Raw genomic sequence first — 15,157 nt, forward strand, 5'->3', positions numbered from 1 at the left:
CGTCTTCCCTCGCATCCGCTTCTCCTCGTCCTCGTCCTCATCACCGTCTCCGTAGGAAAGGCCGTCCTCATGCGGCTCACAGTCATCGGCACCGGCTACCTCGGTGCCACCCACGCCGCCTGCATGGCGGAGCTCGGTCACGAGGTGATCGGGGTCGATGTGGACGCCGACAAGATCGCCGCGCTGGGGGCGGGGCGGGTGCCGTTCCATGAGCCGGGGCTCGGGGAGTTGTTGCGGCGGCATCTGGACTCGGGGCGACTGCGCTTCACGACCTCCTACGAGGAGGCGGGCGCTTTCGGCGAGGTGCACTTCGTGTGCGTCGGCACACCGCAGAGCCGCCGCTCCGACGCCGCCGACCTGCGCTACGTGGACGCGGCGTTCGCCGCCATCGCCCGGCACGCGGAGCCCGGCGCGCTCCTGGTCGGCAAGTCGACGGTGCCGGTGGGTACCGCGCGGCGGCTCGCGGACGCCCACCCGGTGGACGTGGCGTGGAACCCGGAGTTCTTGCGCGAGGGGTTCGCCGTGCAGGACACCCTGCGGCCGGACCGGCTGGTGTTCGGGGTGGAGTCGGCGCGGGCCGAGGAGCTGCTGCGCGAGGTGTACGCGCCCGTGCTCGGGGCCGGCACGCCGCTCGTGACCGCCGACTTTCCGACGGCGGAGCTGGTGAAGACCGCCGCCAACGCCTTCCTCGCCACCAAGATCTCCTTCATCAACGCGATGGCGGAGGTGTGCGAGGTGGCCGGCGGCGATGTCTCGGTGCTCGCCGAGGCGATCGGGCACGACGACCGGATCGGGCCGAAGTTCTTGCGGGCGGGCGTCGGCTTCGGCGGCGGTTGCCTGCCCAAGGACATTCGCGCCTTCGCCCACCGCGCCGAGGAGCTGGGCGCGCCGCTCGCCTTCCTGCGCGAGGTCGACGCGATCAACATGCGACGTCGTGAGCGGGTCGTGGAACTCGCCCGTGAGCTGTGCGGCGGCCCCGGAAGATCGGTCATGGGCGCGCGGATCGCCGTGCTCGGGGCCGCGTTCAAGCCGGATTCGGACGACATTCGTGACTCGCCCGCGCTGAATGTGGCCGCGCGCCTGCAGCTGGACGGCGCGGACGTCACGGTCTACGACCCGGAGGCGATGGACAACGCCCGCAAGGCGTTCCCACTGCTCGGGTACGCGCTGTCGGCGCGGGAGGCGCTGCACCGCGCCGATGTCGTGCTGCACCTGACGGAGTGGGCCGAGTTCCGGGCCCTGGATCCGGCGCAGGTCCGGCACTGGGTGTCCCGGCCACGCATCGTGGACGGGCGAGGGGCGCTCGATCCGGCCGCATGGGCCGCGTCGGGCTGGGATTTCCGGGGGCTGGGGAGGCCGCCCGGTGGGGAGGGGAAGAGATGACGTACGACATGGGCGGCAGAGGTCAGGGGAGACCCGGCAGCGGTGTCACCGTGGTGATGCCCACCTACAACGAAGCGGCGAACCTGCCGCGCATCGCCGAGCTGGTCCTCGGGCAGCCCGTTCCGGGGCTGCATCTGAAGATCGTGGATGACTCCAGCCCCGACGGGACCGGCCGGATCGCCGAGGAGCTCGCCGAGAAGTACAACGCGGACCCGCCCGCGGGGGAGCCCCGGATGAGTGTGCTGCACCGGGTGGAGAAGGACGGGCTCGGGCGGGCGTACGCGGCCGGGATGAGTGCGGCGCTGGCCGAGGGCGCGCGGTACGTGGTGCAGATGGACGCCGACGGCTCGCACCCGGCGGAGGCGCTGCCCAGGATGCTCGCGGCGGCGCTCGACTCGGACGCGGGGCTCGTCGTCGGCAGCCGGTACGTCGAGGGCGGCTCGCTCGACGAGGAGTGGGGCTGGCACCGCAAGGCCCTGTCGCGGTTCGCCAACGGATACGCGCGGACCGTGCTCGGGACGCGGCAGATCTCCGACATCACCGCGGGGTTCACGATGTGGCGCGCGGACGTGCTCGCCGCCGTCGATGTGCGGTCCCTGGACAGCGCGGGCTACAGCTTCCAGGTGGAGCTCAAGTACAAGGCGGTGCGCGGCGGGTGCGAGGTCGTAGAGATCCCGATCCGGTTCGAGGAGCGGACCGAGGGTGAATCGAAGATGAGCCTCGGTACGCAGATCGAGTCGGCCATGATCCCGCTGCGGCTGCGCCGCCGTTACCGCGGGGCGTGACCCGGGTGACCGGGCGGCACGGGGGCGCTCCGAGCGCGCTGAGCAGGCTGTACGCCGAGATCGCCAAATTCGGTGCGGTCGGCCTGCTCGGCATCGTCGTGAACCTCGCGGCGTTCAATCTGCTGCGCTGGGCCACGACTCTGCCGACGGTGCGTGCCAGTGTCGCCGCCACCGCGGTCGCGATCGTCGGCAATTACGTGGGCTTTCGGTACTTCACCTACCGGGACCGGGAATCGGCCGTCAGCCGGCGGCGCGAGATGGCGCTGTTCGCCTTCTTCAGCGCCGTCGGGCTGCTGATCGAGAACGGGGTGCTCTTCGGGGCGACGTACGGCCTGGGCCTGCACGACGCCCTGTGGAGCAACTTCTTCAAGTTCACCGGCATCGGCGTCGCGACGCTGTTCCGGTTCTGGTCGTACCGCACCTGGGTGTTCAAGAGCGCACCGCGGGTTCCGGTGGCGCACCACGGCTTCGACACGGCCGGCTTCGTCGAGTCGGTCGAGGAGACGCTGACGCTGCGCGCGGTCAGCCCGCCAGGGCCGCCGCCGAGGCCTGCGTCTCGCCGCGGCGTTTGATCTGCTGGAACGTGAACTCCTGGAGGTCGTTGCCCAGGGTGTACACCGCGGTGTCCTTCTTGGTGGCGTCCTTGCCGTTGGTGAGGCCGCCGTTGGTGAAGTACGCGTAGCGGCCCACGGAGTTCGCGGTCTGGCGGCAGACCGTGGTGCGGCAGAACGTGGGGGCGCCGGAGCCGGGCAGCGAGATGACCACGCCGTCGAGGTCGTACTGCTCCTTGGCCCGGGTCGCCGCGGCCTTGGTGTCGAACACCGCGACGCCGATGGTGACCGCCGCGTCGCCCTTGTAGTAGGTGGCGCGGATGACCTGCGTGCAGCCGTTCTTCTTCAGGACGCCGGGCAGGCCCTTGGTGCCCACGGAGGCACAGTCCGTCGTACGCGCCGTGGCGCCCTTCGTGTAGACGTGGCCGCCGACGGTGATCGTCTTGCCGGGGTACAGGGCGTCCGCGCTCAGCGGCGCCTTGTCCTTGGCCGCGCTGTCGATGAAGTCGTTCGGATTCAGCGGCGGCGGCGGTGTCGTCTCCGCGAAGGAGGGGCCCGGCGTCTTTCCCGCGCTGGGGATGTCCGCGGTGCTCGGCAGCTGGTCGGCGGGTTTGTTCCCGGCCTCACTGTCGCTGTTCGCGGAGACGATGCCCCAGGCGACGACCGAGCCGACCGCCAGCGTGGCGACGACGGCCCCGCCGATCATCATCCAGCGCTTCTTGCGCGCGCGTGTCTCCGATGCCTCGGCCAGCGCCGCCCAGTCCGGGGCGCCCCCGCTGTCACCGGACCCCCACGGGGGTCCCCCCTGCCCGTAACTCATGGGGCGCATCTTAGACGGCTCGGATGGGGCCAGGGATACGCCTGATGCGGTCGGGTCCGACTGGGCCGTTAGGCTGGAGGGGACCGGGCGGACCCTGGTCCCGGAGCCGTGGTCGGACAGCGTTTTGACCCATCCGGGGCGCCACGGGTATTCTGCCTAGTCGTTATGTGTATCGGCTTACTCATTCTCACGTGAGGAGCTCTTACACCGGTTCCCTGGAGCAGTTACCAGTGGGCGGCATACGGGCAGCGTTCCCGGCACTGTCGTCCCCAGCTGCACGATCGCTTCAGTGATGCCAAGTGTCAGGAACCATCCACTGAAGAAGCGAAGGCTACTAAGTGCGTACGTACAGCCCTAAGCCCGGCGACGTGTCTCGCCAGTGGCACGTCATCGACGCGCAGGACATCGTCCTGGGCCGTCTGGCCTCCACTGCCGCGATCCTCCTCCGCGGCAAGCACAAGCCGACCTATGCCCCGCACATGGACATGGGCGACTTCGTCGTCATCATCAACGCGGACAAGGTGCACCTGTCCGGCAACAAGAAGACGCAGAAGATGGCGTACCGCCACTCCGGTTACCCGGGTGGTCTGCGTTCCGTCCGTTACGACGAGCTTCTTGCGAAGAACCCCGAGAAGGCCGTCGAGAAGGCCATCAAGGGCATGATCCCCAAGAACACCCTGGGCCGTCAGGTGCTCTCGAAGCTGAAGATCTACTCGGGCGACCAGCACCCGCACGCTGCCCAGCAGCCGGTGCCGTTCGAGATCACCCAGGTCGCGCAGTAGTTCCGGCCACACCCCCAAAGACAGAAAAGAATCTGAGGAGCATCGTGGCCGAGACCACCGCCGAGACGCCGGTCGAAGAAGAGATCGTCGACGTCGAGAGCTACACCACCGAGTCGGACGCGCCTGTCGAGGGCGAGTACACCTCGGAGTCCAACCCGGCCCGCTTCGGTGACCCGCAGCCGGCCGCCGGCCTGGGCCGCCGCAAGAACGCCATCGCGCGCGTTCGCATCGTGCCCGGCACCGGCAAGTGGAAGGTCAACGGGCGCACGCTCGAGGACTACTTCCCGAACAAGGTCCACCAGCAGGAAGTCAACGAGCCCTTCAAGGTGCTCGAGCTCGACGGCCGCTACGACGTCATCGCCCGCATCTCGGGTGGCGGCGTCTCCGGTCAGGCCGGTGCCCTGCGCCTCGGCGTGGCCCGCGCGCTGAACGAGGCCGACGTGGACAACAACCGCCCGGCGCTCAAGAAGGCCGGTTACCTCAAGCGTGACGACCGTGCGGTCGAGCGCAAGAAGGCCGGTCTCAAGAAGGCCCGTAAGGCCCCGCAGTACAGCAAGCGCTAATCGCTGCCTGCTTGTCTTTTCCTGTTCGCCCCGGCGGCACGTTCCGTGCCGCCGGGGCGTTCGGCTTATGGATGACGTGAAGTTTCGGAGGACATCAAGTGGGACGACTCTTCGGCACCGACGGCGTGCGCGGTGTGGCCAACGCGGATCTGACGGCCGAGCTGGCGCTCGGACTCTCCGTCGCCGCGGCGCATGTACTCGGTGAGGCGGGCACCTTCGCGGGGCACCGCCCGGTCGCGGTCGTCGGCCGTGACCCGCGGGCCTCGGGCGAGTTCCTGGAGGCCGCGGTCGTCGCGGGACTTGCGAGTGCCGGTGTCGATGTACTGCGCGTCGGTGTGCTGCCCACCCCGGCGGTGGCGTATCTCACCGGTGCGCTGGGGGCCGACCTCGGCGTGGTGCTTTCCGCGAGCCACAACGCGATGCCGGACAACGGCATCAAGTTCCTCGCGCGCGGCGGCCACAAGCTGGACGACGCCCTGGAGGACCGCATCGAGGACGTCTACGAGCAGCACAGCACCGGCGCTCCCTGGGACCGCCCGACCGGTTCAGGCGTCGGCCGGGTGAAGGCGTACGACCAGGGGCTCGACCAGTACGTCGCCCACCTGGTGGGTGTGCTGCCGAACCGGCTCGACGGCCTGAAGATCGTCCTGGACGAGGCGCACGGCGCCGCGTTCCATGTGTCGCCCGAGGCGTTCAAGCGCGCCGGTGCCGACGTCGTCACGATCGGCGCCGAGCCGGACGGGCTCAACATCAACGACGGCTGCGGCTCGACCCACCTCGACCTGCTGAAGGCCGCCGTCGTCGAGCACAAGGCCGACTTCGGCATCGCGCACGACGGCGACGCCGACCGGTGCCTGGCCGTGGACCACACGGGCTCCGAGGTCGACGGCGACCAGATCATGGCCGTCATCGCCCTCGCCATGCGCGAGCGGGGCGTCCTGCGCGACGACACCGTCGTCGCGACCGTCATGTCGAACCTGGGCTTCAAGCTGGCCATGGAGCGCGAGGGCATCACCTTCGTGCAGACCGCGGTCGGCGACCGGTACGTCCTGGAGTCCATGAAGAGCCACGGGTACGCGCTGGGCGGCGAGCAGTCCGGGCACGTCATCGTGCTCGACCACGCGACGACCGGCGACGGCACGCTGACCGGGCTGCTGCTCGCGGCGCGCGTCGCGCAGACGGGCCGGAGCCTAAAGGACCTCGCGTCCGTCATGGAGCGCCTCCCGCAGGTGCTCATCAACGTGCCGGACGTGGACAAGTCCCGGGTGACCACCTCCGAGGAGCTGACCACGGCCGTGGCCGACGCCGAGCGTGAACTGGGCGCCACCGGGCGGGTGCTGCTGCGCTCCTCCGGCACCGAGCCGCTGGTGCGCGTGATGGTCGAGGCCGCCGACATCGAGCAGGCGCGAGCCGTGGCGGGACGCCTGGCCGACGTCGTGAAGTCGGCGCTCGGATAAGGCACTTCCACGGCACTTCGCCGTACGTGCGCGCGGCCCCGCCCGGAGTACTTCCGGGCGGGGCCGCGCGCGTGTGCACAGGGGGTCAGAGCTTGCGCAGTCGCAGCCGCTGCACCTTGTGGTCGGCGCCCTTGCGGATGACGAGGCCGGCGCGGGCCCGCGTGGGGGCCACGTTCTCCAGGAGGTTGACCTGGTTGACGGTGCGCCAGGTCGTGCGCGCGTACTCCAGAGCCTCCTCCTCCGAGACCTGCGTGTACTTGCGGAAGTACGACGACGGGTCCTGGAACGCGGTCGCGCGCAGCTTGCGGAAGCGGTTGAGGTACCAGCGCTCGATGTCCTCGGCGCGCGCGTCCACGTACACGCTGAAGTCGAAGTAGTCGGCGAGGCCGACGCGGGTGCGGCCGTCCTTGCCGGGCAGGGCGGGCTGCAGCACGTTGATGCCCTCGACGATGAGGATGTCGGGGCGGCGGACCGTGAGCTTCTGGTCCGGGACGATGTCGTAGATCAGGTGCGAGTAGACGGGGGCCGTCACCTCGTCCTTGCCGGCCTTGATGTCGGCGACGAACCGGGTCAGGGCGCGCCGGTCGTACGACTCGGGGAAGCCCTTGCGCGCCATCAGCCCACGGGCCTGCAGCTCCTTGGTGGGCAGCAGGAAGCCGTCGGTGGTGACGCGCTGTACGCGCGGGTGCTCGGGCCAGCGCGAGAGCAGGGCCTGGAGGAGGCGGGCGACCGTCGACTTGCCGACCGCCACCGAACCCGCGACCCCTATGACGAAGGGCGTGCCGGCCTGGGACGCCTTCTGGCCGGTGTCGCCGAGGAAGGTGTTCACGGCGCTGCGCAGGCCGTCGGTGGCGCCGACGTACAGGTTCAGGAGGCGGGAGAGCGGCAGGTAGATGTCGCGGACCTCGTCGAGGTCGATCACGTCGCCGAGACCGCGCAGCCGCTCCACCTCGTCGGCGGTCAGCGGCAGGGGCGTCTTGTCACGCAGGGCACTCCACTCGGTTCGGGTGAGGTCGACGTAGGGAGTCGCCTCCGGCTTGTGCCGGTGGGCGCCCCGGGAGGTCGAGTGCAGGGGCTCGGAGACCGGAGAGATCACAGTCCATTGTTACGGCTGTATGGACAGCGCGGGGGGTGGGGTGCGTCACGCGGCACAGGGGACGCGCCGCCTGCCACCGATCGTCACAGCTTGTGCACAGGTATGGACCCGAGGTGGAGATGGCCGGTACGTTCCCCTGACCGTCGTGGGACAGAGCTGTCTCCGCGGGGCGGGAGGGACCGGGAGGGAAATCGTCATGTCCGTACTCCGCTTGCCCGGCTTCGTGCGGCGGCTGACCGGCGCGGCACAGGCCGACGAGGCCGGTGAGGAGTGGGCCGGACACGTCCGCAGCGAGCTGGCCCTCGAACTGCCCGACGAGGACATCGGCGAGGACCTCGACGACTGCCTCGACTTCTACGAGATGGGCAGCAAGCCGCGCTGCGAGGAAGTCGAGTACCTGGGCCTGGTGCAGGACGCGCGGGACCGGCTCCTGTGGGGGCGCGAAGACCGGTCCTAGGCTGCGGCCCATGTGTGGAATCGTGGGATATGTAGGTTCGCAGCCGGCCCGTGACGTCGTGCTGGCCGGGCTGAAACGGCTGGAGTACCGGGGCTACGACTCGGCGGGCGTGGCCGTACTCGCGGACGGGGTCCTGTCCGCGGCGAAGAAGGCCGGCAAGCTCGCCAACCTGGAGAAGGAGCTGGTGGACCGGCCGCTGCCGGCCGGCACCGCAGGCATCGGACACACCCGCTGGGCCACCCACGGCGGCCCCACGGACGCCAACGCGCACCCGCACCTGGACAACGCGGGCCGGGTCGCCGTCGTCCACAACGGGATCATCGAGAACTTCGCCGCACTCCGCGCGGAGCTCGCCGAACGCGGGCACCAGCTCGCCTCGGAGACGGACACCGAGGTGGTGGCGCACCTGCTCGCCGAGGAGTTCTCGGCCTGCGGGGACCTCGCCGCGTCGATGCGCCTGGTGTGCCGTCGGCTCGACGGCGCGTTCACGCTGGTCGCGGCGCACGCGGACGCCCCGGACGTGGTCGTGGGGGCGCGCCGGAACTCGCCGCTCGTGGTGGGCGTGGGCGAGGACGAGGCGTTCCTGGCGTCGGACGTCGCGGCCTTCATCGCGCACACCCGCTCCGCCATCGAACTCGGCCAGGACCAGGTCGTCGAGGTGCGCAGGGACGCGGTGACGGTGACCGACTTCGAGGGGCGGCCCGCCGAGGTGCGCCGCTACCACGTCGACTGGGACGCCTCCGCCGCAGAGAAGGGCGGCTACGACTACTTCATGCTCAAGGAGATCGCCGAGCAGCCGAAGGCCGTCGCGGACACGCTGCTCGGCCGGATCGGCGCCGGGGGCCAGCTGACCCTGGACGAGCTGCGGATCCCCCCGCAGGTCCTGAAAATGGTCGACAAGGTCGTCATCGTGGCGTGCGGCACGGCGTTCCACGCGGGCCTGATCGCCAAGTACGCCATCGAGCACTGGACGCGGATTCCCTGCGAGGTGGAGCTGGCGAGCGAGTTCCGCTACCGGGACCCGATCCTGGACGCCCGCTCACTGGTGATCGCGATCTCGCAGTCCGGCGAGACCATGGACACCCTGATGGCGCTGCGGCACGCGCGCGAGCAGGGCGCCACCGTCCTCGCGATCTGCAACACGAACGGTTCGACGATCCCGCGCGAGTCCGACGCGGTGCTGTACACGCACGCGGGCCCGGAGGTCGCGGTCGCCTCGACCAAGGCGTTCCTGACACAGCTCGTCGCCTGCTATCTCGTGGCGCTGTACCTGGGGCAGGTGCGCGGCACCAAGTGGGCCGACGAGATCCTCCCGGTCGTACGGGACCTCGCGCGGATCGGCGAGGAGGTCGAACGGGTCCTGGAGACGATGGAGCCGGTGCGCGAGCTGGCCCGTTCGCTGGCCGAGCACGACACCGTGCTGTTCCTGGGCCGGCACGTCGGCTACCCGGTCGCTCTTGAGGGCGCCCTGAAGCTCAAGGAACTGGCGTACATGCACGCCGAGGGCTTCGCCGCCGGTGAGTTGAAGCACGGGCCGATCGCGCTGATCGAGGAGGGCGTGCCGGTGGTCGTCGTCGTTCCGTCGCCGCGAGGCCGGTCCGTCCTGCACGACAAGATGGTCTCCAACATCCAGGAGATCCGGGCGCGCGGGGCTCTGACCATCGTGATCGCCGAGGAGGGCGACGAGGCCGTGGCCCCCTACGCCGATCACCTGGTCCTGGTACCGGCCACGCCCACGCTGCTGCAGCCGCTGGTCGCTACGGTGCCGCTGCAGGTCTTCGCCTGCGAGCTGGCCACTGCGCGGGGCAACGAGGTGGATCAGCCGCGGAACCTGGCGAAGTCGGTGACCGTGGAGTGACCTGCCGTCTTCAGCCCGTCCAGGAACGGGGTGAAGGCGGTCGGGGCGACGGTGAGGGTGGCGCGGGCCGGGGTTTTTGAGTCGCGGATACCTATGTGAGTGGGGAGGGCGGCGATCTCCACGCAGTTGTTGCCGTCGCCGCCGCCGGAGTAGGACGACTTTCGCCAGAGGGGGGAAGTGGTCACGGCAGACCTCACAGCTCCTTGGACAGCTTGTGGATGACGTCACGGGAACGCATGGCGTCCCACGACGCCGTCTCCACCTTACGGAAGAGCGTTCGAAACACGGCCAGTTGGGCCTCGGAATCCACGAAGGCGGTGCCATGGGGTGCGTCACGAACGGCCGTGTCGAGCCGTGGACGAGCGCCGCCCGCCAGCATCATGGGGCTCCATGTCGCGCCGAAGCCGTCCAGGTCGAACGGCACGATGCGGACGGTGATGTGTTCCGCCTCGGAGAGCTCCAGGAGGTGGGCGAGCTGGGCGCGTGCGAGGGCACGGTCGCCGACTCGGATGCGGAGCGCCGCCTCGTGGATTATGGCCACGTACGGGGCAGGGTCCTGCCCCTCGATGATGGCTTTGCGTCGCATTCGATGGCGGACCCGCAACTCGACTTCCTCAGAAGGGAGTTCGGGTACCCGTGAGGAGAAGGCGGCGCGGGCGTACCCCTCCGTCTGGAGCAGGCCCGGGATGAACAGCAGCTCGACGTCCTGCCGGTACGTCGAGTGGTGTTCCAGTTCCGCGATGTCCAGGAATGACGTGGGCAGCTGCCACCGGTACTCCTCCCACCACCCCCGGGTGCGGTCCGTCGCCATGGCGACGAGGGCATCGATCAACTCGCTGTCGGTGCAGGAGTAGTTGACAGCCATGCGGCGCAGGCGCTGCTCGCTGGTGCCTGCGAGGCCGGACTCGATCTGGTTGATCTGGCTGGAGCTGACTCCCAGGAGTTCCGCCGCCTCGCGACCCAGGAGGCCCGCGGCTTCGCGGAGCCTGCGAAGTTCGGCCCCCAGGCGCTTCTGGCGCGCTGTCGGGTCACGCCTCAGTGCCATCAACTTCTCCTCGCTGTAGGGCGCGTAGCGCACAGCCCGTTCGGGGGCAGGTTACGCGATCGGCTTGCTCAACCTGTAAATCCAGGTCTACGTTGAGTGACGCAAGAAACACTCTGCGCGTTCCCCGGGGTACCGGAAGCGCACTGCTCCGCCGTGCCACGGCGGCGCGGCATGCCACCGCCCGGGAACCGATAACTCCCCCTGCACCGAACGGAGTTGACGCATGCCTGAAAGCGAATCCTGGGAGTACTCCCTGTACATCCCGAACGACCTTCGCGCGGTGACGGTCAGCCGTCGCACCCTGCGCCTGATCCTGACCATGCACGGCCTGATCCGCCTGGTCGACGTCGCGGAGCTACTGGCCGCGGAGCTGGTGAGCAACGCCGTACGGCATACGAAGGGCCCGGCCGCGTTGCGGGTGCGGTGGGCGGTCGGGGTGCTGCGCATCGGCGCCTGGGACACGGACCCGGAGCCGCCCGACCCGCCCGACGCGGGGGAGTGGGACGCCGGGGCGGAGGAGGGGCGGGGTCTGGTGCTGGTGCGGGCGTGTGCCGACGGGTGGGGGTGGCATCCGCTGGGCGCGGGGGAGAACCGGGGCAAGTACGTGTGGTGTGAGCTGGCGGCGGCCTAGGTGTACTGGCACGTCAGGGCGGTGATCCATTCGCAACCGGGCGCCCGGAACCGCTGGTCACCGTCGGGACGTGCTTGATCACATGGACGTCGAAAATGATGAGCAGGGGGCGGAGCGGAAACGCGGCGGCACACGCCGGTGGGTGATCGTGGGCGGCGCGGCCGTTGTCGCGGTCGCCGTCGCGGTCGGCGTGGTTCTGGCCCGGTCCGGGACCCCCGGCATCGCCGCACCCCGTACCTGCCACACCGCGGCCCACGGCACCGCGCCCTCCGGTGCCCCGGCGAAAGGCGCCAAGGCACCGGCCGGGACCGTGCCCGCCGCTGACTTCGACGGTGACGGTCACCCCGACCTGGCCACGGGAGCACTGGGCGACGTGGAGAAGGCCAGCGCCGGTGGCAGCATCGCGGTGGCGTACGGATCGGGCGACGGTACCGGGCTCGCCCGCTGCCAGTACCTGACGCAGAACGACGCCGCGATACCGGGAGAGGCCAACTACGAGGCGTTCTTCGGGTCCTGGACGGCTGCACGCGATTTCGACGGGGACGGGTACACCGACCTCGCCACCGCCGTCTACGACGACGAACCGAGCGTGATCATCATGTGGGGGTCCCCGGACGGGCTGAAGAGCGCCGCCCGGGTGCCGGGCACGGACGGCAGCCATGTCTCCTGGGTGCCGGACCCGATCCTGGAAGAGCGACTCGTCGCCGGTGACTTCGACGGGGACGGGCATGCGGACCTGGTCTTCGGGCTCGGTTCCGACAAGGGCCTGCTCAAGGGTCCCTTCACCCGCGACGGCGCCCCCGCGGGCACCGGTCCGGTGTCCGCACCGCGCAAGCCCGCCGGGGTCGTCAGCAGCGCGACCTATGAGGACCTCGTCGCCGGGGACCTGGACGGCGACGGCGCCGACGAGCTGATCGCCTTCCACCACGACGAGCCCCTCGGCACAGCCACGTACGAGGAACGCCGGCCGCTCAGTTACTTCCATGCCCGCCGTGGCGGCCTCGTCCAGCCGGATGACATCGACCTCCCCGACGCGGCGGCAGGTGCGGTCGGCGACGTGGACGGCGACGGCCTCGCGGACCTCGTGCTCAGTCCCCGGCGCGGAAAGGTGAGCCACAGCGCGGTGAGCGTCGTGTACGGCTCGAAGGCCGGACCGGGGGAGGGAAAGCGGTCGGCGACCATCGACCGCGACGCCCCGGGCGTACCCGGCGAGGAACCTCAGGACGAGGACGCCGCCTTGACCTCCCTGGACACCGGTGACGTCAACGGTGACGGCTACGCGGACGTGGTGGCCGGCTCCCCCCGCAGCAAGGCGTACGCGAAGACCGGCCCCGAACAGGTACTGCTCCTGCTGGGCGGTCCAGGCGGCCTGACCGGTGAAGGAGCCCAAGTCGTCGATGCGGGCGACATCGGCGGCAGCAAGAGCGCGCGAACCGCGTTCGGTGAAACGGTGCGCCTCGTCGACATGGACGGCGACCACCGGGCCGACCTGACGGTGGCCGCGCCGGACGACGAGAAGGTGGGCGGGTCCTTGTGGGTGCTGCCCGGCACGGGCCGCGGGCTGTCGACCGGCGGCGTCACCCGGCTGTACGGCGACTCTTTCGAGCGCACCGGGAAGCTGAGCCTCCACTTGGGAGGCGGCGGGATCGCCCGCTAGGTGTTTTCCGACGGTTTGCCGGGCCGTAGGGTGCCCGCATGAGCATCATCGGGGTCGGGATCGACGTGGCCGAGATCGAGCGGTTCGCGGCGTCGCTGGAGCGTACGCCCGGGATGGCCGACCGGTTGTTTCTGCGGGACGAACTGCTGCTGCCCGGCGGTGAGCGGCGCGGCATCGCTTCTCTGGCCGCGCGGTTCGCGGCCAAGGAGGCGATCGCGAAGTCGCTGGGCGCGCCGGCCGGGCTGCGGTGGCTCGACGCGGAGGTCTATGTCGAGGAGAGCGGGCAGCCGCGGTTCCGGGTGACGGGGTCGGTGGCCGCGCGGGCCGCGGAGTTGGGTGTGACCGGGTTCCATGTGTCGCTGAGCCACGATGCGGGGGTCGCTTCCGCTGTGGTGGTGGCTGAGGGGTAGCGCCGTCGGGGTGGCTTGTGCGTTGCCGGGTGCGCCTGAGTGGGGACTTCTCGCGCAGTTCCCCGCGCCCCTGGAGCATGCGGCTTCGCCGCAGCCCCATGGGGCGCGTTACGCGCCCTCTGAGATGGCGCACGCAGTGCGCATCTCAGGGGCGCGGGGAACTGCGCGCTCAGCCCCCACCGGCGTGCACCCGCTTTCGGCAGAAGCTAGGCGGCGCTGATGTCCCGCCACACCATCCGTACCGCCGACGCCACATCCTGCGCCGAGACGGGCGCGCCCTGCGCCGCATGGCGTGCCGCCAGACCATGGACGTACGCGCCCACCGACGCCGCGTCCACCGGCCGGAGTCCCGCCGCCAGGAGCGAACCCGTCAGGCCCGACAGGACGTCGCCGCTGCCGGCCGTGGCGAGCCAGGGCGTACCCGTGGGGTTCACCCGGACCGGGGAGGGGGCGCCGTCCCCGTCCGGCGACGCGACCAGCGTCGTCGAACCTTTCAGCAGCACCGTTGCCCCGTACCGTGCCGCCAACTCCCGCACGGACGCGAGGCGTTCACCCTCGACCCGCTCCCGGGCGCAGCCCAGGAGCGCCGCCGCCTCCCCGGCGTGCGGGGTCAGGACCGTGGGCGCCGAACGGCCCCGCACCGCTTCCACGTCGGCGAGCCGGAGCCCGTCCGCGTCGATCAGTACGGGGACGTCCGACGCGAGGACGTCCGACAGACCCGCCGCGTCGTCGCCGAGGCCGGGCCCGATCACCCACGCCTGTACGCGGCCCGCCTTCGACGGCGGGCCCGCCGACACCAGGGTCTCCGGGAAGCGGGACAGCACCGAGTCCGCGGCCGGGCCCACGTAGCGGACCGCTCCCGCGCCGCCGTGCAGCGCCCCGGCCGTGGCCAGGACCGCCGCGCCCGGGTACCGCTCCGAGCCCGCGACGACGCCGACCACACCGCGCCGGTACTTGTCGCTCTCGCCGGTGGGCTTCGGCAGCAGCGCCGCCACGTCGTCGTGCTGCAGCGCCTCCAGGCCCGTAGCGGAGGCGGAGAGGTCCAGGCCGATGTCGACCAGCCGGAGCACCCCCGCGTACTCGTGCGCCGGGTCGACGAGCAGCCCCGGCTTGTACGCGCCGAACGTGACCGTCGCGTCCGCCCGCACCGCGTCGCCGCGCACCTCGCCGGTCTCCGCGTCCACCCCGCTGGGCAGATCCACGGCGACGACCAGGCCCCTCGACTCCGTTGCCACAGACGCCAGTTGGGCCGCACGCGGGCGCAGGCCGCCCTTGCCGCCGATGCCCACGATGCCGTCGAGGACAAGGTCGGCGCGGGCCACGGCCTGCGCGGCGGCGTCGGACTCCGCGTCGAGGACCGTGCCGCCCGCCGCGCGCAGCGCCGCGAGGCCCCCCGCGTGCGTCCGCTCCGGCGACAGCGTCAGCGCCGTGACGCCCGCGCCGCGCCGGGCCAGGCGGGCGCCCGCGTACAGGGCGTCGCCGCCGTTGTCCCCGGAGCCGATCAGCAGGGCGACCCGCGCCCCGTAGACCTTGCCGAGCAGGCCGGCGCAGGCGGCGGCGAGCCCGGCCGCCGCCCGCTGCATCAGCGCTCCGTCGGGCAGCCGCGCCATCAGCGCGCGTTCGGCGGCCCGGATCGTCTCCACGTCGTAGGCAGTACGCATG

General features: G+C 70.9%; 16 protein-coding genes. 11 read left to right on the forward strand and 5 right to left on the reverse strand.

Translation table 11 applies throughout. The features are described 5' to 3' along the window. Positions 1–69 precede the first annotated feature (69 nt). Genes ACIREE_RS07945 through ACIREE_RS07955 form a run of 3 tightly spaced genes read left to right on the forward strand, consistent with a single transcriptional unit; the run spans position 70 to position 2,740 of the window. Positions 70–1,383, forward strand: a complete 1,314-nt coding sequence (locus ACIREE_RS07945; RefSeq protein ID WP_404147847.1) for a UDP-glucose dehydrogenase family protein — start codon at positions 70–72, stop codon at positions 1,381–1,383. Beyond that, a complete protein-coding gene (locus ACIREE_RS07950) occupies positions 1,380–2,168 on the forward strand; it encodes a polyprenol monophosphomannose synthase (RefSeq protein WP_404147850.1) in 789 nt (262 codons plus the stop codon). Before ACIREE_RS07945 ends, ACIREE_RS07950 begins: the two co-directional genes overlap by 4 nt. Continuing rightward, entirely contained in the window at positions 2,165–2,740 is a 576-nt protein-coding gene (locus ACIREE_RS07955; RefSeq protein ID WP_404147852.1) for a GtrA family protein, read from the forward strand. The genes ACIREE_RS07950 and ACIREE_RS07955 overlap by 4 nt, the downstream gene beginning before the upstream one ends. On the opposite strand, the gene ACIREE_RS07960 is transcribed toward ACIREE_RS07955, so the two are convergent. Then, entirely contained in the window at positions 2,691–3,539 is an 849-nt protein-coding gene (locus ACIREE_RS07960) for a hypothetical protein (RefSeq protein ID WP_404147855.1), read from the reverse strand. The two genes, ACIREE_RS07955 and ACIREE_RS07960, sit on opposite strands and share 50 nt — an antisense overlap. A gap of 338 nt (positions 3,540–3,877) precedes the next feature. On the opposite strand from ACIREE_RS07960, the gene rplM reads away from it, so the two are divergent. From rplM to glmM, 3 genes are all read left to right on the forward strand, one after another. Continuing rightward, on the forward strand, positions 3,878–4,321 hold the full coding sequence (gene rplM, locus ACIREE_RS07965; protein ID WP_404147858.1) for a 50S ribosomal protein L13: 444 nt from the start codon (positions 3,878–3,880) through the stop codon (positions 4,319–4,321). Between the two features lie 44 nt (positions 4,322–4,365). After that, positions 4,366–4,884, forward strand: coding sequence for a 30S ribosomal protein S9 (rpsI, locus tag ACIREE_RS07970; protein WP_404147860.1), 519 nt, complete (start codon positions 4,366–4,368; stop codon positions 4,882–4,884). 98 nt (positions 4,885–4,982) lie between these two features. Then, positions 4,983–6,341 (forward strand): phosphoglucosamine mutase, encoded by a 1,359-nt coding sequence (gene glmM / locus ACIREE_RS07975; RefSeq protein WP_404147863.1) that lies wholly within the window; start codon positions 4,983–4,985, stop codon positions 6,339–6,341. 85 nt (positions 6,342–6,426) lie between these two features. On the opposite strand, the gene coaA is transcribed toward glmM, so the two are convergent. Further along, complete coding sequence (gene coaA, locus ACIREE_RS07980; protein WP_404147865.1) at positions 6,427–7,437, reverse strand: type I pantothenate kinase; 1,011 nt, start codon at positions 7,435–7,437, stop codon at positions 6,427–6,429. A 196-nt stretch (positions 7,438–7,633) separates the two neighbouring features. Here coaA and ACIREE_RS07985 point away from each other — a divergent pair, with 196 nt between their 5' ends. Together ACIREE_RS07985 and glmS are read left to right on the forward strand one after the other, a co-directional pair. Next, on the forward strand, positions 7,634–7,894 hold the full coding sequence (locus ACIREE_RS07985; RefSeq protein ID WP_404147868.1) for a hypothetical protein: 261 nt from the start codon (positions 7,634–7,636) through the stop codon (positions 7,892–7,894). A gap of 10 nt (positions 7,895–7,904) precedes the next feature. After that, positions 7,905–9,752, forward strand: a complete 1,848-nt coding sequence (glmS, locus tag ACIREE_RS07990; protein ID WP_404147871.1) for a glutamine--fructose-6-phosphate transaminase (isomerizing) — start codon at positions 7,905–7,907, stop codon at positions 9,750–9,752. Here the strand turns inward: glmS and ACIREE_RS07995 are convergent. Together ACIREE_RS07995 and ACIREE_RS08000 are read right to left on the reverse strand one after the other, a co-directional pair. Then, positions 9,713–9,937, reverse strand: coding sequence for a DUF397 domain-containing protein (locus ACIREE_RS07995; protein ID WP_404147874.1), 225 nt, complete (start codon positions 9,935–9,937; stop codon positions 9,713–9,715). The genes glmS and ACIREE_RS07995 overlap by 40 nt on opposite strands. 8 nt (positions 9,938–9,945) lie before the next feature. After that, on the reverse strand, positions 9,946–10,797 hold the full coding sequence (locus ACIREE_RS08000; RefSeq protein ID WP_404147875.1) for a helix-turn-helix domain-containing protein: 852 nt from the start codon (positions 10,795–10,797) through the stop codon (positions 9,946–9,948). A 223-nt stretch (positions 10,798–11,020) separates the two neighbouring features. On the opposite strand from ACIREE_RS08000, the gene ACIREE_RS08005 reads away from it, so the two are divergent. The 3 genes from ACIREE_RS08005 (at position 11,021) to ACIREE_RS08015 (ending at position 13,495) form a co-directional block, all read left to right on the forward strand. Next, a complete protein-coding gene (locus tag ACIREE_RS08005) occupies positions 11,021–11,428 on the forward strand; it encodes an ATP-binding protein (protein WP_404147877.1) in 408 nt (135 codons plus the stop codon). A gap of 82 nt (positions 11,429–11,510) precedes the next feature. Next, entirely contained in the window at positions 11,511–13,085 is a 1,575-nt protein-coding gene (locus ACIREE_RS08010; RefSeq protein WP_404147880.1) for a VCBS repeat-containing protein, read from the forward strand. 38 nt (positions 13,086–13,123) lie between these two features. Then, positions 13,124–13,495: a holo-ACP synthase gene (locus ACIREE_RS08015; protein WP_404147883.1), complete on the forward strand. Its 372-nt coding sequence runs from the start codon at positions 13,124–13,126 to the stop codon at positions 13,493–13,495. Positions 13,496–13,701: 206 nt separating this feature from the next. Here the strand turns inward: ACIREE_RS08015 and ACIREE_RS08020 are convergent, their stop codons facing one another. Then, complete coding sequence (locus ACIREE_RS08020; RefSeq protein ID WP_404147885.1) at positions 13,702–15,156, reverse strand: NAD(P)H-hydrate dehydratase; 1,455 nt, start codon at positions 15,154–15,156, stop codon at positions 13,702–13,704. Position 15,157 lies beyond the last annotated feature (1 nt).

This window comes from Streptomyces sp. NPDC102467, from assembly GCF_044765445.1.
In the GTDB taxonomy this organism is placed as follows: Bacteria; Actinomycetota; Actinomycetes; order Streptomycetales; family Streptomycetaceae; genus Streptomyces.